The following is a 19,845-nucleotide window of genomic DNA, read 5'->3' on the forward strand; positions in this document are numbered from 1 at the left end:
GCGAGGACGCCGCCGGCCCAGGTCGGCTCAGCCCACGAAGCGGCCGTACGACCTCAGCGTGCGCAGCGCCGCGATCGTCACCAGGGAGCGTGCCTCCAGGGCGGGGGCCGGGGCCCACCGGCGCCGGCGGACGAGCCAGCCGCCGTCGTCCTGCTGCTCGGCCGCCAGGTGGTCCAGGGAGCGGGACATCTCGTCGTCCGTGAACCACGCGCGCGCGAGCGAGTCCGGGCCGCGCGCGAAGTCGTGCGGGAAGTGATGCTCGGCGGGCGCGTAGCCGGGCGCGACCGGATACGCGTCGAGCCGGTCCGGGTCCAGTGCCGCGAGCCGCTGCTCGCGCACCATGCGGCCCAGCCGGTCGGCGGCGGCCTCGGCGCGCGAGCGGTCGGGAGCGGAGTCCAGGAAGAGCACGGCCGCCTCCACCTCGTAGGGGTGGGACTTCTCCAGGGACTCCACGGCCTGCCAGCAGAAGTCGGTCGCCCGGAACAGCCAGGCGTGCCACACCTCGTTGCGGTGCAGCAGCCCGACCACCGGCCCGGTGGCGAGCAGATCGCTGGGCGGGTCGTCGACGACCGGCACGAACGGGGCGGCCGGGTAGCCGTGCTGGCTGGGATGGATCGCCGGCAGCGCGCCGTCCGCCGTGGAGACGGCGGTGAGATAGCGGCACACGCGTTCCACCCGCTGTCCGCCGCAGCGCCCGATGGCGTCCAGGACGTGCAGCGCGTGCGCGGTGTGCAGAGGCTGGCTCACGGGTCCGCGCAGATCGGGCTCCAGCGCGTGCCCGTACCCGCCGTCCTCGTTGCGGTAGGCGTCGAGTGCCGTCTCCACCGCGTCCGCGGCGCCGTGCAGGAAGTGGTGGGCGAAGAGGCGCTGCTCCAGCACGCGCGCGGTGAGCCACACGAACTGTTCGGCGCGGAAGAGCGGGGAGCGCGCCTGGGGCGTGGAGGGGAGTGGGGAAGCTCCGATGTCGGCCATGCGTCAGACCGTAGGACGGAAAGCGGTCTCGGCAAGCGGTCACGGCCGGGGCCCACCCTCAGGGGCGGGATACTGGAGTCATGCGGTTGACGACCTTCTGGCAGCGGATGGCGGAACATTTCGGTCCGGGGTACGCCGACACCTTCGCGCGTGATCACGTCATGTCGGAGCTGGGCGGACGCACGGTGAACGAGGCGCTGGACGCCGGCTGGGCGGCGAAGGACGTGTGGCGCGTGGTCTGCACGGTCATGGACGTGCCGGGCGAACGCCACTGACGTCCTGCCCCGACACACTGCCGCCTTCCGACCGATGTGCCAATAGGTCGTGAAGGTGGCTGCGGTACGGCACTGGTCGGTCACGAAATCGCAGGTGGGCGCTGGTTGTCGGTGGCCTCGGCGACACTTGGCTCGTGGCACCCACCGACGAGAACCTCGTGGCACCCGCCGACGAGGCCACCGAGCCGCTGACCCGGCACGCGGCACCCACCGGTACGACAGCGCCCGACCGGCCCCGCTCCCGGACGCCGCCGTTCCGGGCGGCCGCATGCCGCGCTGCTCAAGGCACTGAGAGTGCCGTACGCGCCCGTGCTCGGTGTCTGGGTCGGGCTGGTGTCGCAGTTCATCCCCACCATCGGGACGTAGCTCGCGGGCGCGCTGCCGATGCTGATCGCCTTCACCGTCGCCCCACTGGTATGCGGTGTGGGTGCTGGCCTTCGTCGTGGTGAAGCGGTACGCCGTCACGGACGACCCCCGGGTGCACGGGCATCGCGGCCGCAGCCCGGGCGGACCCGGGATACGCGCGCGTACGGCCGACTGCGGGCCGGGGAGCCCGAGGCCGCCGAGGAGTCGTAGACCGCGTCCGCCGAGCCATTCCCGTAGGACGGACCTCAGTACGTCAGTACCGCCCACACACCCGCACCGGCGACGGCCACCACGTAACAGCCGACCGCCGCGGCCACGATGCGCCGGCGCGTCCGCCCGCTCCAGGACGAACTCCGGGGCGAGCGGGACAGCAGCCGGGCCAGCAGCGGCAGCACGAGGACCGCGTGCAGGCTGACGGCGTGCAGGGGCTTGAGCGGGGCCGTCGAGTGATAGGCGGCCTGCTGGTGGCCGGTCCGGGTCAGCACGACCCCGCGCGCGATCATCGCCGCGCCCGAGGCCAGCCCCACCAGCAGGATCGCGAATCCGGAGCGCACCGCCAGCGGCATGCCGGCGGGCCCCGTCGGCCGCTGCCGGAACGACGCGACGGCGAAGAGCGTGAGCACGACCACCAGGACACCGCCGCCCACCGCGAGCGTCATGGACACGGCCGTGTCGAAGGGGGTCTCCATGTTCAGATGCGAGGGCACCCGGCGCCACGCCTGCACGGTGATCCCGCCGACCTCCACCACGCAGTCGGCGGCGAACACGACCAGCAGGACCGCGCGCAGCCGGTCCGCGACGCGCAGATACGACGTGACCCAGGTGATCGCGATCAGCGTCAGCCCGAAGGAGAGCCCGAACGTGAAGGGCTTGCGCCAGGAGACCGGGCCGTACCAGGGGCCGCCGTCCACCGCGAACACCACCAGGTGCACGAGACCGGACAGGACGAGCAACAGCCCAGTCGCATGACAGAGGCGGTCGACGGATCGGCCGGCGGATCGGTTGACGGGTAGGCCGACGGATCGCTCGACGAGACGGGCGGTGACGCGGCCGGCGGCGCGCGGAGTCCTCATGCGCCAAGGCTCCCGGCGGCCGCCCGCGAGGTCGTCGTCCGGCCGAAGGCACCCGCCGTACGCCACGGGGAGTATCGCCGGGAACGGCGGCATCCGGCGCCCGGAAGGCAGCGGTCAGGGGGACACCGTGGCGGCGGGCGGGGTCCAGCGCCTGGTGCGGGGGACCGCGTCGGTGACGCCATAGTCCTTCTTGAGGTGCTCGGGGATGGCGTAGTGCATCACGCGCCCGCGCGTGAGGGAGGACAGTTCGAGGACCGTCGTCAGATGGCCGAGCCGGTCCAGGGCCCAGGCGCCGAGCGGGGAGCGGTCCTCGATGGTCTCCAGCACCCCGAGGAGGTGCGGGACGGCCTTCACCAGCGTGTCCCAGCGGGTGCGGGGCACCTGGAGCCAGTCGGCGCAGGTGTCGCCGACCAGATGGCGGACGAGGGCGGAGACGATCGGGTCGAAGAGAGTGCCGGGCACGACCTCCTCGTAGAGGTCGATGAGCTGCCGCGTCAGCTCCGCGCCCTCCGCCGAGGGGCCCATGTGACGGATCATGTACAGGTCGAGGAAGCTCCGTGCCTCCTGAAGGGTCTTCGGCACGGCCTCCTGGTCGACACCGAGCATGGCGCCGACCACCCGCCAGGCGTAGTAGTAGGCCTCCGCTCCCTCCGTGGTCATGTGGATGCCCAGCCGGTGCAGGCTGTCGAGGACGAGCAGCGAGAAGAACATCTGCCCGCCGATCATGTCCTCCTGGCAGATCGGCGTGCCCAGGGCCGCCGTGTCCCAGCGGTTCTCGCGCTTGAGGTGGTGCCGGATGGACGCGTGCAGCAGCCGGACCTTCTGGGCGGCCGGGATGAAGCGGCTGCCCGCCTCGAAGGCGTCCGGCCGCATCAGATAGACCGTGAACTGGCCGGTCTCCGCCATCCGCTTGGAGGGGTACTTCAGCGAGTGCGTGGCCGACAGCAGCCGCGCCACGTGCGGGACGACGTAACAGGCGGGCATGGAGGCGAAGGACAACGCCGTGGAGATGTGCACGTTGTTGTCGATGAAGAACAGCCGCGCCTTCTCCATCTCGCCCCAGTCCACCCACGACGGCGGCACGCTCGTCGCCCGGAGGTACTCGCGGGCCACGTCGGGCAGGCCGTCCGGCAGCGGAGCGCCGGCGGTGGAGACGTACCGCATCAGCGAGTTGAAGGTGCCGACCTCCCCGCGCGCGAAGAGCGTGGCGACGGTGGCGTCGGCGAGTTCGTCGCCGGCCTCCCGCAGGGCGTCCATCGATGCCTCGGTGACGGTCATGGCAGGGGGCTCCTTGTCCGGGAAGTCATGGGCGTGCGGCGAGTTGTGGGCATACGGGACGTCAGGGCCCGGGTCGTGGGCGGTCGCAGCCGTACGGGCGGGGAGGGCGGGGCAGACGGTCAGTACGGGCGGACCGTCGCCGCATGCGCCAGTTCGGCCAGGGCGTCGGCGGCGCGCGCGGACACGTCCAGGTCGTGGAGGGCGTCGAGTGCCTCCGCCACGCGCGCGGAGATCATGTTCTCGACCCGGTCCGGTGCCCCGAGCCGGCGCATCACCTCCCGTACGGCGTCCAGGCCGGCCCGGTCCGGCTCGCCCTGGCCCAGCAGGACCCGAAGCCGCTCGCGCTCGTCCGCGCCGGCGATGCGCCAGGTCTCCGCCAGCAGTGCGGTGGGGCGATGGCCGCGTACGTCGTCGGTATCGGCCTTCCCGGTGCGCTCCGGGTCCCCGAACAGGCCCAGCAGGTCGTCGCGCAGTTGGAAGGCCTCGCCGAGCGGCAGCCCGTACGCCGAGTAGCCCGCCCGCAGCCGTTCCCCGGCCCCGGCCAGGGTGCCGCCGATCAGCAGGGGCTGCTCGACGGTGTACTTGGCGGTCTTGTACCGGATCACCTTCAGCGACGCCGTGGTGTCCGGGACGGCCCCGGTGTGCAGGATCTCCAGGCACTCACCCGCGATCAGCTCACGGGCCAGCAGCGACCACAGCGGGCGGGCGCGGCCCAGATAGGCGGCGGGCAGCCCGCACGTGGCGAACAGCTGCCCGGCCAGCGACATCAGTAGATCCCCGACCAGCATCGCCAGCGACCGCGCGGCGGCGCCGGGGCGCGGATGCCCGGTCACGGCACCGCGCAGGGCCAGGTGGGCGGTGGGCCGGCCGTGCCGCAGGGGGCTGTCGTCGATCAGGTCGTCGTGCACGACCGCGGCGGCGTGCACCAGTTCCATGGAGGCCGCGGCCCGCACCAGTGCGTCACTGTCCGGCTGGCCGGCCGCACGCCAGCCCCAGTAGCAGAACGCCGCCCGCAGCCGCTTGCCGTCCGCGACCGCCGACTCCAGCTGGCCGGCCACCGGTCCGAGGGCCGGATCGACCTCGGTCAGCAGATCGGCCTCCCGGGCGACGAACGTGTGCAGCACCTGGTCGACGCGGGCCCGGAACCCGGCCGCGTTCCACCGCTCAGCCGCCATCGGCACCCCGGTGTACGCGCGCGTGCCGGGCGAGGATCTCCAAATGGGCCGGGGGTACGGTCGCGTAGCGGTCCAGCGCCAGCCGGCCGCGGGCCACCAGGTCCTGCTCGGCCGCCGATGCCAGCTCCGCGGTGTCCGAGCGGCGCAGCAGCCCCCTTACGGTCGTCACGGCCGAGCCCAGCGCGCTCACCGCCAGGTCCGCCACCCCCGCCACCAGCAGTACGGCCTGTTCGTCCAGACCGCCGCGGCGCCCCGCTCCCTCTGTCATGCCTCTCCCGCCAGTACGCCCGGTCTCCCGCCGGTGCCTTCGGGCGATGCCGGTCACGCATCGCCGTCACGTGAGCATGACGGCCCCGGACAGGCGGAGGTGGGTGGATTCGACGCCGGGTGCACCAATGGGTGACCGGTTCGGCAGGCCGTACGGTTCCGGTCCGCGTCCGCCCGCCGTCGCGCTCGTCGCCGCCGGTATGGCCACGCCCGCCGACGGCGACAGCGGCTTCGGCGCCGGCGTCGACGCCGCGAACAACGTGCTCGACCAGGCCGGCCGACCAGACTGGGCGGCAGCCGGGGCTCGCGGCACCGTCTCGTCCTGGGCGCGGCGCAGGGCCGCGGGATCCGGGGTGGGCCGACAGACGGCCTGGCGGCGGTCGCCGTGGGCCCACAGAGCCGGGCCTGTCCGGGCGGATACGGAGACGGGGGCTCGCCGAGACGCTGCGGGACGGGGCGCGACCAGGCGCGGGGCGGGGGGGGGCGAGCAGACAGGCGTGCTCGTTGCGCAGCAGCGCGTCCGCGACCTGTGCCGCTCGTGCCCGCTCCTGCCGCCCGGGGGGGGCAGCAGGACGGCGGGATCGTGTCACCGAGTCGCCGGAGCTGGCCGCCCCACCCCCGCGCACCGCGTCCCCCGAGGCCCGCTTCCTCCAGGAGCGCCGGTCGCACTCGGCCGTACCTGCGGGGTGCGCTTGACACGAAAATCGAACATCCATTCTTATGGAAGCTCAGGCAAGGCTCTAGGTGGTGGATTTCGACCCGTTTTGCGGGGAGATGTCCCCCGGTTATCCACAGGCTGGGCCTGCGTCGGGGCGCATTGTCAGTGGCAGGCGTTAGCGTCTTTGACGTGAAGCGATCGACTCAAGCAAACCGGGTGGAACCCATGGCAGGAACCGACCGCGAGAAGGCGCTCGACGCCGCGCTCGCACAGATTGAACGGCAATTCGGCAAGGGCGCAGTCATGCGCATGGGCGAGCGGTCGAAGGAGCCCATCGAGGTCATCTCGACCGGATCGACCGCGCTCGACGTCGCCCTCGGCGTCGGTGGCCTGCCGCGCGGCCGTGTCGTGGAGATCTACGGACCGGAGTCCTCCGGTAAGACGACCCTGACCCTGCACGCCGTGGCCAACGCCCAGAAGGCCGGCGGCCAGGTCGCGTTCGTGGACGCGGAGCACGCCCTCGACCCCGAGTACGCGCGCAAGCTCGGCGTCGACATCGACAACCTGATCCTCTCCCAGCCGGACAACGGCGAGCAGGCCCTGGAGATCGTGGACATGCTGGTCCGCTCCGGTGCCCTCGACCTCATCGTCATCGACTCCGTCGCCGCGCTCGTCCCGCGCGCGGAGATCGAGGGCGAGATGGGCGACAGCCACGTCGGTCTCCAGGCCCGGCTGATGAGCCAGGCGCTGCGGAAGATCACCAGCGCGCTCAACCAGTCCAAGACCACCGCGATCTTCATCAACCAGCTCCGCGAGAAGATCGGCGTGATGTTCGGCTCCCCGGAGACCACGACCGGTGGCCGCGCGCTGAAGTTCTACGCCTCGGTGCGTATCGACATCCGCCGCATCGAGACCCTGAAGGACGGCACCGAGGCGGTCGGCAACCGCACCCGCTGCAAGGTCGTCAAGAACAAGGTCGCGCCGCCCTTCAAGCAGGCCGAGTTCGACATCCTCTACGGCCAGGGCATCAGCCGCGAGGGCGGTCTGATCGACATGGGCGTGGAGCACGGCTTCGTCCGCAAGGCCGGCGCCTGGTACACGTACGAGGGCGACCAGCTCGGCCAGGGCAAGGAGAACGCGCGCAACTTCCTGAAGGACAACCCCGACCTGGCCAACGAGATCGAGAAGAAGATCAAGGAGAAGCTGGGCGTGGGGGTCCGGCCGGAGGAGCCCGCCGCCGAGCCCGGCGCGGACGCGGCGGTCACCGCCGCGGCCGACGACGACGCCAAGACGGCGCCCGCCGCCAAGGCCGCCAAGCCCAAGGCCGCCGCAGCCAAGAGCTGACCCGTGACACGACGAACCGACTGGGCCGAGTACGAGTACGCCACCCCCGGTGCCCCACGGGGGAGGGGCACAGGGGGCTGCCCGGACTCCGCCCCGGACGGTGACGACGGACACCGGGCCGGCGGGTACGGCGGGCGCGGAGGCTACGGCGCGCACGGAGAGTTCAGCGAGTACGGCGAGTCCGACGCCCCCGGCGAGCGCCGCGGCAGCGGTGGGGACGAGGGCGACGGCGGAGCCCGCCGGGGCGGCAAGGGCGGCCGGAGCCGGCGGCGGCGCGGCTTCGGGGACGCGCCCGGGGAGGACGAAGGCACCCCTTCCTCGTCGAGGGCCGAGCGGGGGGAGTCTTCAGGGGACCCGGCTGAGCGGGCACGGGCGATCTGCCTGCGCCTGCTCACCGGGACCCCGCGCACCCGCAAGCAACTCGCCGACGCCCTGCGCAAGCGGGAGATCCCCGAGGACGTGGCCGAGGAGGTGCTGTCGCGGTTCGAGGAGGTCGGACTGATCGACGACGGCGCGTTCGCGGACGCCTGGGTGGAGTCCCGGCACCACGGCCGCGGGCTCGCCCGCCGGGCACTCGCCCGGGAGCTGCGCACCAAGGGAGTGGACTCGGCGCTGATCGACGAGGCCGTCGGTCAGTTGGACACCGAGCAGGAGGAGGCGACCGCCCGCGAGCTGGTCGACCGCAAACTGCGTGCCACCCGCGGCCTCGACCGCGACAAGCGGCTCCGCCGCCTCGCCGGCATGCTCGCCCGCAAGGGCTACCCCGAGGGCATGGCCCTCCGCGTCGTCCGCCAGGCCCTGGAAGAAGAGGGCGAGGACACCGAGTTCCTGGGGGACGCGGACATCTGAGGCCCCCCGGGGCGGGGTTCTCTCGGCCGGCCGGCCCGACGGTGGCAGCGCACGCCGGGACGGCTCGTGGGTCTCCCGCGGTGGGGTTAGCCCCCGTTGAAGACGCGGGTTCGCCGCAGTGCTGTGCCGGGCCCGTCCGGGCGAGTCTGGAGGCACGCTGCGGGCCACGGCACGGACACACCGGCCGGGGCCCGGACGCGTACGACACCGCCGACGCGTACAACAGAAGAGAGCCCGCCCCGATGATGCTGCGTTACGCCCTCCAGACAGTGCGCGCCCGGAAGGCGGGCTTTCTCGGTGCCTTCCTCGCGCTGATGTGCGCGGCCGCTCTGATCACGGCCTGCGGCACCCTCCTCGACACCGGCCTGCGCGGCACCATCCGCACCGAGCGCTACGCTGCCACCCCCGTCGTGGTCACCGGAGACCCGTACGTCCACCAGACCACCGTCGAGCACAAAAAGGGCAAGACCAAGGTCAAGCACAAGGCGAAACCCATCGCCGAGCGCGCCTGGGTCGACGAGGGACTGCGCGGCCGACTCGCCAGCGTCCCCGGAGTGTCCCGGGTCGTGCCCGAACTCACCTTCCTCGCCCAGCCGTTGACCCCGGCCGGGACCGGCGGACGTACCGCCTACGGGCACGCCTGGGACTCCGCCGCGCTCACGCCGTACCGGCTGACCGCGGGCAGCGCGCCCCGGTCCGACGGTGAACTGGTCGTCGACGACTACCTCGCCGCACGCGCCCGGTTGCACCCCGGCGACCGGCTCACCGTGCAGTCCACCCGGACCCCGCGCAGCTACCGGATCACCGGTATCGCCGCCCCCGCCAGCGTCGTACGCCACCAGACCTCCCTCTTCTTCTCGGCCGCCGAGGCCCGCCGGCTGGCCGGGCGTCCGGGGCAGGTCAGCGCGTTCGGGGTGCTGCCGGTCCGGGGGACGGATCCCGGACGGATGCGACAGGCCGTGGCGGCGGTGCTTGACGGCACCTCCGTCCAGGTCGCGGGTGGCGACGCCCGGGGGCCCGCCGAGTTCCTGGACGCGGCGAACGCCCGCACCCGGCTGGTCAGCATGGGCGGTGCCATGGGCGGCACCGCGCTGCTGGTGGCGGTGCTCGTGGTCGTCGGCACCTTCGGACTCACCGTGCAGCAGCGCCACCGGGAACTCGCCCTGCTCCGCGCCATCGCCGCCACCCCCGGGCAGATCCGCGCCCTGCTCGGCCGGGAGGCGCTGATCGTCGGCGCGGCGGCGGGCACCGTGGGCGCGCTGCTCGGGCTGCCGCTCGGCGGCGCGCTGTACGCCAGGTTCGTCGCCCTGGGCGCCGTACCCGCCACGCTCGAACGCACCGTCAGTGTCTTCCCGCCACTGGCCGCTCTCGCCGCCACCCTGTTCGGAGCCTGGGCCGCGGCCCGGATCGCCTCCCGCAGGATCACCCGCATCCGCCCGACCGAGGCGCTGGCCGAGGCCAGGATCGCACCCGGTCGTCCCGCGTGGGGCCGGACCGCGGCCGGGCTGCTGCTTCTCGCCGGCGCTGCCGTCCTCGTCGTCGTCCTCACCTCTCTGCGCACCGAGCCCGCCTCGACTCCCGTGACGTTCCTCGCCGTCGTCGTCCTGTCCACCTCCGTCGCCCTGCTCGGCCCGCTCCTCGTCAGGGCGGCCGCCCTGCTGCTCGCCGGCCCGCTCCGGCTCACCGGTCACGGCGGCCGCCTCGCCACCGCCAACCTGCGCGGCAACGCCGCCCGGATGGCCTCTGTCGTCACCCCCCTCACCCTGCTCGTCGGCATGACCTGCACCGTGCTGTTCGTCCAGTCCACCCTCGGCGACGCCGCCCGCGCCCAGGTCCGCGACGGGGTCCGGGCCGACTGGGTCGTCGCCGCGCAGGGGCCCGGCGTCCCCCACGAGGCCGCCCAGCGGCTGCGCGCGGGGCACGACACCGTCACCGAGGTCGTCCGCACGACCGTGCGCATCGGTCTCGACAAGTACCCGGCGCAGGGTGTCACCCCGGCCGGTCTGACCCGTACCTGGGACCCGGACGTCACCGCCGGCTCCCTCGACCGGCTCGGCCCGGACACGGTCGCCGTCAGCCGACTGGCCGCCGATCAGCACCACTTGGCGCCCGGCAGCACCCTGAAACTCACCCTCGGCGACGGCACGCCCGCCACGCTCACCGTCGCCGCCGTCTATGCCCGGGGTCTGGGCTTCGGCGATCTCACCTTCGCCCACGACCTCCTCGCCCGGCACGTCGACAACCCGCTCGCCTCCTCCGTCCTCGTCAGCACAGCCCGTACACAGACACAACTCGCGACTACCCTCCGTGAGTTCCCGGGGCTTCGGGTTTTCTCCCCGGCCGACGCCGACGCCCTCCAGGCCGACCGGCAACAGACGAACGCCGAGGTCAACTACCTCGCCATGGGGCTAGTGCTGGCCTTCACCGCCATCGCCGTCGTCAACACGCTCGCCATGTCGGTGGCGGAGCGTGTCCGGGAGTTCGCCCTGCTCCGGCTCGCCGGGGCGACCCGCCGCCAGGTGCTGCGCATGCTGCGCACCGAGGTGCTGAGCCTGCTGCTCCTCGCCACCTCGCTCGGCAGCGGGATCGCCCTCGCCGTGCTCACGGCGTTCAGCGTCGGCATGACCGGCCGGGCCGCGCCCACGGTCACGCCCCTGCTCCATCTCACCGTCGTCGCGGTGGCCGCTCTGCTCGCACTCGTCGGCAGCGCGGTCCCGGGGCGGGCGGCGCTGCGGGTGCGGGCGGTGACGGTGGCCACCGCCCGGGAGTAGCACCCAGGAGCCGGGGCGGCCGTCGTCAGCGCGCCGGCGGCTCCACCGGCAACCCCTGTGCCCGCCACGCCTGGAAGCCGCCGACCAGGTCGGTCGCCCGGTGCAGGCCCAGTTGGTGCAGGGAGGCGGCGGCGAGACTGGAGGCGTAGCCCTCGTTGCAGAGGACCACGACGCGCAGATCGTGGCCGGTGGCCTCGGCAACGCGGTGACTGCCTAGTGGATCGAGGCGCCACTCCAGTTCGTTGCGCTCGATGACGAGAGCGCCGGGGATCAGCCCGTCCCGCTCGCGCAGGGCCGCGTACCGGATGTCCACCAGCAGCGCCGCCCCGGTGCGCGCCGCCTCGTGCGCCTCATGTGCCTCGATACGCCGGTAGCCCGCGCGCACCCGCTCCAGCAACGCGTCGATGCCGAGCGGCCGTTCGCCCGCGTCCGCCGCCGGTCCGGTGCCGCCCGCCGGGGTCTCCTCCGTGCCGCTCACTGCCAGTCCTCCGGCCGCTCCACCTGCTCCAGGCGCAGTACCTGACCCGTGCGGCTGTAGCGGCGGATACGGGGAAGGGGCGGGTGGTAGGCGTGGACGGAGATCGCGTGCTCGGTGCGGGACGCGTTGAGGACCTCGTGGACGTGGTGGCGGCCGAAGGCACGGCCCTCGCCGGCGGGGAGGCGGCGTACGCGGTCGACGCCCTCGGAGAGTTCCAGGGTCTGCCAGCCGTCGGTGGGCAGCCGGGCGGCGAGCGAGTTCTCCTTGAGCTCGCCCGAGGCCGTGACGAACGCGCCGACCGACTCGGCGTGGTCGTGCCAGCCGGTACCGGTGCCGGGCGGCCAGCCGATCAGCCAGGCCTCGCTGCCGCCCGGCCCCTCCAGCCGCACCCAGGTACGGCCCTCCGGGTCGAGCGGAAGGGAGGCGATCAGCGCGGCGTCGGTGGCCGTACGCCGGGCGAAGGCGAGCAGGTCCGCCTGGGTGGGCGCCGAACGGACACCGGGCGAGGCAGGACGCACGGAAGCAGCGGCAGGGGACGCGGAAGCAGGGGAGACAGACACGAGCACCGTCCTGGAAGTTCGCGGAAACGGGCGCACGACGGCGCCCGGAGAGGGAGGGGGAGCGAATTCAGCAGGACGGACGACACACACAGCCCGCGTAGCGGACGAGGTCCATGTGGACCCTCCGCCACAGGCGCACACAGGTGTCGGTCATGGTCCGGAGTACAGCATGCGCGTGCACTCCGGTCAACTCACCGTCACCATGTGGACAGAGCGTGATCGGTGTACGGGTCAGCGCGCGCCGGAGGCGGCCTCCGCCTCCTCCTTCACCGCGCCGCCCACCGCCGCTTCCGCCGCCGAGTACAGGGCGGCCGGACGGACCCCGCTCAGCGCCGTGACCAGGTGGCCGTCGGGGCGTACGAGCAGCACGCTGTGCGCCGGCGCACCCGGGTAGTCCTCGGCGACCAGCAGCTCGGCGGGGTGCGGCAGCGCGGTCACGGCCGCCGCGAGCCGGGGCATCACCCCGGCGGACATCCAGTGCTTACGGTCCCACACGCCCGTGCCCGGCGCGATCAGCACGACGAGCAGGGCGCCGCGGCCGAGCCGGTCGCGCAGCCGGACGAACGAGCCGTCCTCCGCGGTGACCCGGACGTCGGTGACCTGCGCGCCGGGTGCGGTCCCGACCGGGATCCGGCCGTCCAGCGGCGGGGGCGCGAGCGGTGAGTCGGCGTACGTCCCCGGTGCGCCGAGCGCCCCGCGCCCCAAGTGGCCGTCCGCCAGCAGCGCGTCGTGGCCCCGGGCGGTGCCCGGCACCATCTGGCGCAGCCCGCCTCCGCCACGCAGCACCGGCAGTACCTGGTCGGCGGCCCGCAGCCGGGCGGAGACGGCGGCGCGCCGCTCGGTCTGGTAGCTGTCCAGCAGCGCCTCGTGGTGCCCGTGGTGCCAGGCAGGCGCCAGCTTCCAGGCGAGGTTGTCGGCGTCCCTCAGGCCCTCGTCGAGCCCCTGGGTGCCGAGCGCGCCGAGCAGATGCGCGGCGTCCCCGGCGAGGAGGACCCGGCCCGCGCGCCAGCGGCGGGCCAGCCGGTGGTGCACGGTGTGGACACCGGTGTCGAGCAGGTCGTACGGCGGTGTGGTGCCGTCCGTCCAGCCCGCGAGCGTCTCGCGGATCCGGGCCACCAGGGTCTCGGGCGTGACCAGGTCCCTGCCGGGCGGCAGCAGCCAGTCCAGGCGCCACACGCCGTCCGGGAGGGGGCGGGCGGTCACCTCCACGGCCGAGGGCCCGGACTGCCGCCACGGCGGCGTCCGATGGATCAACGCTCGGCCCTCCCACGGAAGTTCCGCGCGCAGCGCGGCGACCGCGTGCCGCTCCACCGCCGTACGGCCCGGGAAGCGGATGTCCTGGAGTTTGCGCACCGTGGAACGCGGTCCGTCGCAGCCGACCAGGTAACTGCCGCGCCACCAGGTGCCCTTGGGGCCGCGGGAGTGCGCGGTGATGCCGGAACGGTCCTGCTCGATCGCGTCCAGGCGGCTGTCCACGGCCATTTTCACCAGGGGATCGTCGGCGACGGCCGTGCGCAGGGCGGCGGTGAGGACGTGCTGGGCGATGTGCAGCGGGGCGGCGGGGCCCGCCTCGGTGAAGTCGACCTCGTTCATCACCTGCTTGCGCCTGAGGGACCGCCATCCGGCCCAGCGCATGCCGTAGGTGTCGAGCGGCACTCCCGTCAGCCGCTGCAGCAGCGCGGCCGTGTCCTCGCGCAGCACGACGGTGCGCGCCGGGCGGGGTTCGTCCTTGCCGGGGCCCTCGTCCAGGACGACGGACGGCACCTCCTGGCGGGCCAGCGCCAGGGCGAGCGTGAGCCCGACGGGCCCGGCTCCGACGACGATCACCGGGTCCACGGCGTGGCGCCCCCTGCCCGCAGCGGTGCCTCGACGGACGACGGTGAACAAGAAGGTGAAGCGGGGTGCACGATCACAGAACGTATGCAACCCATTGGCAGAGTTTGCGTCAAGCGACAAGGGGCAGTGGCGATCATGCCACTGCCCCAGGGGCCCGTACGGGTGAGTGCCGAGGTGTCAGGCGGCGCTGCCGGTACCGACGGTGCCACCCACCGCGGCCGGATTCAGCTCCTCCAGGTCCTCCGCGCCGAGCACCGCGCCCGTGCTGCGCTTGCTGCGCCGCAGCCGGCGCTCCAGCCAGCTCGCGAAGGAGGTCAGGGCGAAGTTGAGCACGATGTAGATGGCGGCGACGACGACGAAGCTGGCGAAGACGTTCGCGTAGTTGGCCGCGAGCGTGCCGCGGTTGTTGAGCAGCTCGGTGAAGCCGAGCATCACACCGCCGAGCGCGGTGTCCTTCACGATGACCACGAGCTGGCTGACGATGGCCGGCAGCATCACGGTGACCGCCTGCGGGAGCAGGATGCTGGTCATCGTCTGCCCCTTGCGCAGACCGATCGCGTACGCCGCCTCCGTCTGGCCCTTGGGCAGGGCCAGGATGCCGGCCCGCACGACCTCGGCGAGCACCGAGGCGTTGTAGAGCACCAGGCCGGTGACCACCGCGTACAGGGGCCGGTCGTCGCTGCTGACCTGCGTGTAGAGGTTGTAGAACTCGCTGGCGAACAGCATCAGCAGCAGCACCGGGATCGCCCGGAAGAACTCGACCACCACGCTCGCCACCGCGCGCACCCAGCGGTGGTCCGACAGCCTGGCTATGCCGAAGACGGCGCCGAGCGGCAGGGCGATGACCATGGACAGCGCCGCGGCCTTGAGGGTGTTGCCGAGTCCGGGCAGCAGGTACGTCGTCCAGGCCTCGGACGTGGTGAACGGCTGCCACAGCGCCCACTTCAGCTGCTGCTTGTCGTCCATCGTCGTCCAGACCCACCAGGCCAGCGCGGCCAGCAGGACGACGAAGACGACGGACAGGAGCGCGTTGCGCAGCCTGGCACGGGGGCCGGGCGTGTCGTAGAGGACGGAACTCATCGCTTCACCGCCAGTCGCTTGCCGAGCCAGCCCAGGAGCAGGCCGACCGGCAGGGTCAGGACCACGAAGCCGAGGGCGAAGACGGCGCCGATCGCCAGGGTCTGGGCCTCGTTCTCGATCATGGTCTTCATCAGGGCCGCGGCCTCGGCGACGCCGATGGTGGCCGCGACGGTGGTGTTCTTGGTCAGCGCGATCAGGACGTTGGCGAGCGGACCGACGACCGCGCGGAACGCCTGCGGCAGCACGATCAGGCGCAGGGTCTGGCCGAAGTTCAGCCCGATCGCGCGGGCCGCCTCGGCCTGGCCGAGGGGCACGGTGTTGATGCCCGAGCGCAGCGCCTCGCAGACGAACGCGGCGGTGTAGGCGATGAGGCCGAGGACCGCCAGGCGGAAGCCCTGGATCTTGAAGTCGGAGGCGCCCAGCGTCACTCCGAAGACGTCGGCGAGACCCAGCGAGGTGAACAGGATGATGATCGTCAGCGGGATGTTGCGGACGATGTTCACGTAGGCGGTGCCGAAGCCGCGCATGACCGGGACCGGGCTGACCCGCATCGCGGCCAGCAGGGTGCCCCAGACGAGGGAGCCGACCGCGGAGAGGACGGTGAGTTTCACCGTCATCCAGAACGCCCCTAGGACGTCGTAACCAGAAAGAAAGTCGAACACGATCTCCCGCGCTTCCGGGTGTGTGGCGTACGTGGAGGGCGGGGCGCGCCGCCGGGAGAGCGGCGGCGGCGCGCCTTGGTGACCCTGCGTCACCCGCCGGAGTCAGCGCCGGCGGAGTTCCGCGTTACTTGACGATCTGGCCGATCTTCGGCGCGGGCTCGTTCTTGTAGTTCGCCGGGCCGAAGTCCTTCTTCACCGCGGCGTCCCAGGAACCGTCGCTGACCATCTTCTCCAGCGCCTTGTTGATCTTGTCGAGGGTGGCGGAGTCGCCCTTCTTGACGCCGATGCCGTAGTTCTCGTTGCTCAGCTTCAGACCGGCGAGCTTGAACTGGCCCTTGTACTTGTCCTGCGCGGCGTAGCCCGCGAGGATCGAGTCGTCGGTGGTCACCGCGTCCACCGCGCCGCTCTGCAGGCCCGCCATGCACTCCGAGTAGGAGCTGTACTCCCTCAGGTTGGCCTTCGGGGCGATCGTCTTCTGGATGTGCTGCGCCGGGGTGGAGCCGGTCACGGAACACAGCTTCTTCTGGTTGAGGTCCGTGCCCTTGGCGATCGTCGAGTCCTTCTTGACCAGCAGGTCCTGGTGGGCCAGCAGGTACGGACCGGCGAAGTCGACCTTCTGCTTGCGCTCGTCGGTGATCGAGTAGGTGGCGGCGATGAACTTCACGTCGCCGCGCTGGAGCGCGTTCTCACGGTCGGCGCTCTTGGTCTCCACGAACTGGATCTGGTCCGGCTTGTAACCGAGCTGCTTGGCCACGTAGGTGGCCACGTCCACGTCGAAGCCCGAGAAGGAGCCGTCGGGCTGCTTCAGGCCGAGACCGGGCTGGTCGAACTTGATGCCGATCTTGATCTTGTTGCCGTCCGAGGCGCTGTTCGAGTTCTTGCCGCCGCACGCGGTGGCGCCCACCGTGAGGGCGAGAACGGCGGCCGAAGCGGCGGTGACCTTGCGGAGCTTCATCGTGAACTTCCTTTGCGTGGAGGAGAGATCGAGGTCCGTGCGGGCGGGCGGTCGGCACCGCCCGGGCGGCGCGCCCTCAGTGGTGCAGGATCTTGGACAGGAAGTCCTTGGCCCGGTCGCTGCGCGGGTTGCTGAAGAACTGCTCGGGCGTGGCCTGTTCGACGATCCGGCCGTCGGCCATGAAGACGACGCGGTTCGCGGCCGAGCGCGCGAATCCCATCTCGTGGGTGACGACGATCATCGTCATGCCCTCACGGGCGAGCTGCTGCATGACCTCGAGGACCTCGTTGATCATCTCGGGGTCGAGGGCCGAGGTCGGCTCGTCGAAGAGCATGACCTTCGGGCCCATCGCCAGCGCCCGCGCGATCGCCACGCGCTGCTGCTGACCGCCGGACAGCTGGGCGGGGTACTTGTCGGCCTGGGTGCCCACCCCGACCCGGTCGAGCAGCGCCCGGGCCTTCTCCTCCGCCTGCTGCTTCTCCGCCTTGCGGACCTTGAGCTGGCCCAGCATCACGTTCTCGAGCACGGTCTTGTGCGCGAAGAGGTTGAAGGACTGGAACACCATCCCGACGTCCGCCCGCAGCCGGGCCAGCTCCTTGCCCTCCTGGGGCAGGGGCTTTCCGTCGATCGTGATGGTGCCGGAGTCGATCGTCTCCAGGCGGTTGATCGTGCGGCACAGAGTCGATTTTCCGGACCCCGAGGGCCCGATGACCACGACGACCTCGCCGCGGGCGATCGTCAGGTCGATGTCCTGGAGCACGTGCAACGCGCCGAAGTGCTTGTTGACGCTCTTCAGCACGACCAGTTCGTCGGACGTGACCGTGTCTTCCTTGGTCAGCGCTGCTTCGGTCATCGCTCTCGTGCTCCGTCCTGCTCGGTTTCGGAGGACAGTAATGAGCCGCTGTGACCTGCGTCATCACATCTGAGGGAGATCTGAGCATCACGATCCGATAGCAAACGGACACGTGTCGTAGCACATGCTCCCCGCGCGCGTATCGGCCGGATAACGGAAGCGACAGGCAACCGGAACCCTCTTGACGCCGTCCTTGTCCATCGGCGTCACTGCCATGGTGCACGCGCGCGTGCAGCTACAAGACGCACGAGAACCGACACCGTACGACCGCTGAACCGGAGGGGGACGGGATGAGACTGCTGCTCGTCGAGGACGACAACCACGTCGCCGCGGCCCTGTCCGCCGTCCTCGCGCGGCACGGCTTCGAGGTCACGCACGCGCGTAGCGGCGAGGAAGCCCTCCAGGCGCTCGTCCCCGAGAGCGACGGTTTCGGTGTCGTCCTGCTCGACCTCGGCCTGCCCGACCAGGACGGATACGAGGTCTGCGGCAAGATCCGCAAGCGCACCGGCACCCCGGTGATCATGGTCACCGCACGCTCCGACGTGCGCTCGCGCATCCACGGGCTCAACCTCGGCGCCGACGACTACGTCGTGAAGCCGTACGACACCGGGGAACTGCTCGCCCGGATCCACGCCGTCAGCCGGCGCACCGCCCACGAGGACGCGGGGCCCGGCGGCGACGGCTCGCTGCTGCTCGGTGCCGTGCGCATCGAACTGCCCACCCGCCAGGTCACCGTGGGCGGTTCGGTCGTCCAGCTGACCCGCAAGGAGTTCGACCTGCTCGCCCTGCTCGCGCAGCGTCCGGGCGTCGTCTTCCGGCGGGAGCAGATCATCAGCGAGGTCTGGCGCACCAGTTGGGAGGGCACCGGCCGTACCCTGGAGGTGCACGTCGCCTCCCTGCGCGCCAAACTGCGCATGCCCGCGCTGATCGAGACCGTACGCGGCGTCGGCTACCGGCTCGTCGCGCCGGCCGCCTAGCGGGGCCGGGTGCGCGCACGTCTGCTGCCGCTGCTCATCGTCCTGATGGCGGCCGTACTCCTCGCTCTCGGCCTGCCGCTCGCCATCAGCGTGGCCGCCGCCGAGCAGCAGAAGGTCGTCGTCGACCGGATCGACGACACGGCGCGCTTCGCCGCGCTCGCCCAGTTCGTCACCGGCGGCCCGAGCGGTTCCCGCCGGACGGGCACGGACGAGCGCCTGGAGGCGCTGCGCAGCGAACTCGACAGCTACTACGGCGTCTACGGCATCAAGGCCGGTGTCTTCTACCGCAACAGCTCCGCCATGGCCAATGCCCCCGACGACTGGTTCGTACCGCCGAGGGGGGAAGTCCGGGACGCGTTCGAGGAGGCGCTGCTCAGCCGGCGCAGCCACGACCCGCGGCAGGCGTGGCCCTGGCAGCGCAGCCGGCTGGTCGTCGCCTCGCCGGTGATCCGGGACGGGGACGTCGTGGCGGTCGTGGTCACCGACTCGCCCACCGGGCAGATGCGGTCACGGATCCTGCACAGCTGGCTGCTCATCGCGGCCGGCGAGAGCGCGGCGATGCTGCTGGCCGTCGGGGCGGCGCTACGGCTCACCGGCTGGGTGCTCAGACCGGTCCGCGTCCTGGACGCCACCACCCACGACATCGCCACCGGACGCCTGAAGTCCCGGGTCGCGGCGGCCGGCGGACCGCCGGAACTCAGAAGGCTGGCCCGGTCGTTCAACGAGATGGCGGACAACGTCGAGGACGTGCTGGAGCAGCAGCGCGCCTTCGTCGCCGACGCCTCGCACCAGCTGCGCAACCCGCTCTCGGCGCTGCTGCTGCGCATCGAACTGCTCGCCCTCGAACTCCCCGAGGGCAACGAGGAGATCGCCTCGGTCCGCACCGAGGGCAAGCGTCTCGCGCAGGTGCTGGACGACCTGCTCGACCTCGCGCTGGCCGAGCACGCCGAGGCGGACCTGAGCCTGACCGACGTCGGCGCGCTCGCCGAGGAGCGGATGGCCGCGTGGTCACCGGCCGCCGACGCGAAGGGCGTCCGGCTGACCGGGGAGTGTCCGCCCACGACCGGCTGGGCCGACCCGATCACCCTGTCCAGCGCCCTGGACGCGGTGATCGACAACGCCGTGAAGTTCACCCCCGAGGGCGGCACGGTGGCGGTCACCGTGGCGGTCGACGGCGACACCTCCATGGTCGTGGTGACCGACACCGGTCCCGGCCTTACCGAGGAGGAACTCGCGCGCGTGGGCGACCGCTTCTGGCGCAGCGGCCGCCACCAGAACATCAAGGGCTCGGGCCTCGGCCTGTCCATCACGCGCGCGTTGCTCACGGCGGGCGGCGGCTCGATCACCTACGACCACCACGAACCGGGCGGTCTCCGCGTGACGGTGCGGGTGCCGCGGCACGGGGAGCACTGAGGG

At 72.2% G+C, this 19,845-nt stretch carries 19 protein-coding genes and 1 pseudogene; 7 read left to right on the forward strand and 13 right to left on the reverse strand.

All coding sequences use genetic code 11. From position 1 onward, the window contains the following. Positions 1-27: 27 nt before the first annotated feature. Positions 28-972 (reverse strand): hypothetical protein, encoded by a 945-nt coding sequence (locus AC4OXY_RS34245; RefSeq protein WP_491991590.1) that lies wholly within the window; start codon positions 970-972, stop codon positions 28-30. Positions 973-1,052: 80 nt separating this feature from the next. Between AC4OXY_RS34245 and AC4OXY_RS34250 the strand changes: the two genes are divergently transcribed. Then, entirely contained in the window at positions 1,053-1,247 is a 195-nt protein-coding gene (locus tag AC4OXY_RS34250; RefSeq protein WP_356033591.1) for a DUF3046 domain-containing protein, read from the forward strand. A 255-nt stretch (positions 1,248-1,502) separates the two neighbouring features. Then, a pseudogene (locus tag AC4OXY_RS34255) lies at positions 1,503-1,776 on the forward strand (AI-2E family transporter); the annotation flags it as partial. Between the two features lie 82 nt (positions 1,777-1,858). Here AC4OXY_RS34255 and AC4OXY_RS34260 read toward each other — a convergent pair. The 4 genes from AC4OXY_RS34260 to AC4OXY_RS34275 form a co-directional block, all read right to left on the reverse strand. Further along, positions 1,859-2,686 (reverse strand): hypothetical protein, encoded by an 828-nt coding sequence (locus tag AC4OXY_RS34260; protein ID WP_362822894.1) that lies wholly within the window; start codon positions 2,684-2,686, stop codon positions 1,859-1,861. A gap of 114 nt (positions 2,687-2,800) precedes the next feature. Then, positions 2,801-3,964 carry an oxygenase MpaB family protein gene (locus tag AC4OXY_RS34265; RefSeq protein WP_362822895.1) on the reverse strand — a complete coding sequence of 388 codons (1,164 nt, stop codon included), beginning with the start codon at positions 3,962-3,964 and terminating at the stop codon, positions 2,801-2,803. Between the two features lie 119 nt (positions 3,965-4,083). After that, complete coding sequence (locus tag AC4OXY_RS34270) at positions 4,084-5,139, reverse strand: polyprenyl synthetase family protein (protein ID WP_356033599.1); 1,056 nt, start codon at positions 5,137-5,139, stop codon at positions 4,084-4,086. Beyond that, a complete protein-coding gene (locus AC4OXY_RS34275; RefSeq protein ID WP_356033602.1) occupies positions 5,129-5,407 on the reverse strand; it encodes a polyprenyl synthetase in 279 nt (92 codons plus the stop codon). The genes AC4OXY_RS34270 and AC4OXY_RS34275 overlap by 11 nt, the downstream gene beginning before the upstream one ends. A gap of 882 nt (positions 5,408-6,289) precedes the next feature. Here AC4OXY_RS34275 and recA point away from each other — a divergent pair. The 3 genes from recA (at position 6,290) to AC4OXY_RS34290 (ending at position 11,028) form a co-directional block, all read left to right on the forward strand. Further along, positions 6,290-7,408 carry a recombinase RecA gene (recA, locus tag AC4OXY_RS34280; RefSeq protein ID WP_071381803.1) on the forward strand — a complete coding sequence of 373 codons (1,119 nt, stop codon included), beginning with the start codon at positions 6,290-6,292 and terminating at the stop codon, positions 7,406-7,408. A gap of 3 nt (positions 7,409-7,411) precedes the next feature. Continuing rightward, positions 7,412-8,257: a recombination regulator RecX gene (recX, locus tag AC4OXY_RS34285; protein WP_491991591.1), complete on the forward strand. Its 846-nt coding sequence runs from the start codon at positions 7,412-7,414 to the stop codon at positions 8,255-8,257. A 242-nt stretch (positions 8,258-8,499) separates the two neighbouring features. Next, positions 8,500-11,028 carry an ABC transporter permease gene (locus AC4OXY_RS34290; RefSeq protein ID WP_491991592.1) on the forward strand — a complete coding sequence of 843 codons (2,529 nt, stop codon included), beginning with the start codon at positions 8,500-8,502 and terminating at the stop codon, positions 11,026-11,028. A gap of 25 nt (positions 11,029-11,053) precedes the next feature. Here AC4OXY_RS34290 and AC4OXY_RS34295 read toward each other — a convergent pair whose 3' ends face one another. The 8 genes from AC4OXY_RS34295 to AC4OXY_RS34330 form a co-directional block, all read right to left on the reverse strand. Beyond that, positions 11,054-11,506, reverse strand: a complete 453-nt coding sequence (locus tag AC4OXY_RS34295) for a rhodanese-like domain-containing protein (RefSeq protein WP_491991593.1) — start codon at positions 11,504-11,506, stop codon at positions 11,054-11,056. Further along, on the reverse strand, positions 11,503-12,066 hold the full coding sequence (locus tag AC4OXY_RS34300; RefSeq protein ID WP_491991594.1) for a cupin domain-containing protein: 564 nt from the start codon (positions 12,064-12,066) through the stop codon (positions 11,503-11,505). The genes AC4OXY_RS34295 and AC4OXY_RS34300 overlap by 4 nt, the downstream gene beginning before the upstream one ends. A 67-nt stretch (positions 12,067-12,133) precedes the next feature. Continuing rightward, a complete protein-coding gene (locus AC4OXY_RS34305) occupies positions 12,134-12,220 on the reverse strand; it encodes a putative leader peptide (protein WP_313960178.1) in 87 nt (28 codons plus the stop codon). A 77-nt stretch (positions 12,221-12,297) separates the two neighbouring features. Next, positions 12,298-13,902: an FAD-dependent monooxygenase gene (locus AC4OXY_RS34310; RefSeq protein ID WP_356033615.1), complete on the reverse strand. Its 1,605-nt coding sequence runs from the start codon at positions 13,900-13,902 to the stop codon at positions 12,298-12,300. Between the two features lie 177 nt (positions 13,903-14,079). Further along, positions 14,080-14,982: an amino acid ABC transporter permease gene (locus AC4OXY_RS34315; RefSeq protein WP_362822902.1), complete on the reverse strand. Its 903-nt coding sequence runs from the start codon at positions 14,980-14,982 to the stop codon at positions 14,080-14,082. Beyond that, on the reverse strand, positions 14,979-15,644 hold the full coding sequence (locus tag AC4OXY_RS34320) for an amino acid ABC transporter permease (protein WP_491991595.1): 666 nt from the start codon (positions 15,642-15,644) through the stop codon (positions 14,979-14,981). The genes AC4OXY_RS34315 and AC4OXY_RS34320 overlap by 4 nt, the downstream gene beginning before the upstream one ends. 124 nt (positions 15,645-15,768) lie before the next feature. Continuing rightward, the gene (locus AC4OXY_RS34325) at positions 15,769-16,599 is read right to left on the reverse strand and encodes a glutamate ABC transporter substrate-binding protein (protein ID WP_362822903.1); all 831 of its coding nucleotides are present in this window, start codon (positions 16,597-16,599) and stop codon (positions 15,769-15,771) included. Positions 16,600-16,675: 76 nt separating this feature from the next. Further along, positions 16,676-17,452 (reverse strand): amino acid ABC transporter ATP-binding protein, encoded by a 777-nt coding sequence (locus AC4OXY_RS34330; protein WP_356033625.1) that lies wholly within the window; start codon positions 17,450-17,452, stop codon positions 16,676-16,678. A gap of 290 nt (positions 17,453-17,742) precedes the next feature. Here AC4OXY_RS34330 and AC4OXY_RS34335 point away from each other — a divergent pair, with 290 nt between their 5' ends. Next, positions 17,743-18,429 (forward strand): response regulator transcription factor, encoded by a 687-nt coding sequence (locus tag AC4OXY_RS34335; protein WP_356033628.1) that lies wholly within the window; start codon positions 17,743-17,745, stop codon positions 18,427-18,429. A gap of 9 nt (positions 18,430-18,438) precedes the next feature. Further along, complete coding sequence (locus AC4OXY_RS34340) at positions 18,439-19,842, forward strand: sensor histidine kinase (protein WP_356033631.1); 1,404 nt, start codon at positions 18,439-18,441, stop codon at positions 19,840-19,842. Positions 19,843-19,845 lie beyond the last annotated feature (3 nt).

This window comes from Streptomyces sp. HUAS MG56, assembly GCF_058673395.1.

Coding starts and splice junctions, on each gene's coding strand:
- AC4OXY_RS34270 (WP_356033599.1), bottom strand. CDS start 5,139: ATGGCGGCTGAGCGGTGGAACGCGGCCGGGTTCCGGGCCCGCGTCGAC.
- AC4OXY_RS34250 (WP_356033591.1), top strand. CDS start 1,053: ATGCGGTTGACGACCTTCTGGCAGCGGATGGCGGAACATTTCGGTCCG.
- AC4OXY_RS34330 (WP_356033625.1), bottom strand. CDS start 17,452: ATGACCGAAGCAGCGCTGACCAAGGAAGACACGGTCACGTCCGACGAA.
- AC4OXY_RS34265 (WP_362822895.1), bottom strand. CDS start 3,964: ATGACCGTCACCGAGGCATCGATGGACGCCCTGCGGGAGGCCGGCGAC.
- AC4OXY_RS34260 (WP_362822894.1), bottom strand. CDS start 2,686: ATGAGGACTCCGCGCGCCGCCGGCCGCGTCACCGCCCGTCTCGTCGAG.
- AC4OXY_RS34305 (WP_313960178.1), bottom strand. CDS start 12,220: ATGACCGACACCTGTGTGCGCCTGTGGCGGAGGGTCCACATGGACCTC.
- AC4OXY_RS34275 (WP_356033602.1), bottom strand. CDS start 5,407: ATGACAGAGGGAGCGGGGCGCCGCGGCGGTCTGGACGAACAGGCCGTA.
- AC4OXY_RS34290 (WP_491991592.1), top strand. CDS start 8,500: ATGATGCTGCGTTACGCCCTCCAGACAGTGCGCGCCCGGAAGGCGGGC.
- recA (WP_071381803.1), top strand. CDS start 6,290: ATGGCAGGAACCGACCGCGAGAAGGCGCTCGACGCCGCGCTCGCACAG.
- AC4OXY_RS34335 (WP_356033628.1), top strand. CDS start 17,743: ATGAGACTGCTGCTCGTCGAGGACGACAACCACGTCGCCGCGGCCCTG.
- AC4OXY_RS34325 (WP_362822903.1), bottom strand. CDS start 16,599: ATGAAGCTCCGCAAGGTCACCGCCGCTTCGGCCGCCGTTCTCGCCCTC.
- AC4OXY_RS34245 (WP_491991590.1), bottom strand. CDS start 972: ATGGCCGACATCGGAGCTTCCCCACTCCCCTCCACGCCCCAGGCGCGC.
- AC4OXY_RS34315 (WP_362822902.1), bottom strand. CDS start 14,982: ATGAGTTCCGTCCTCTACGACACGCCCGGCCCCCGTGCCAGGCTGCGC.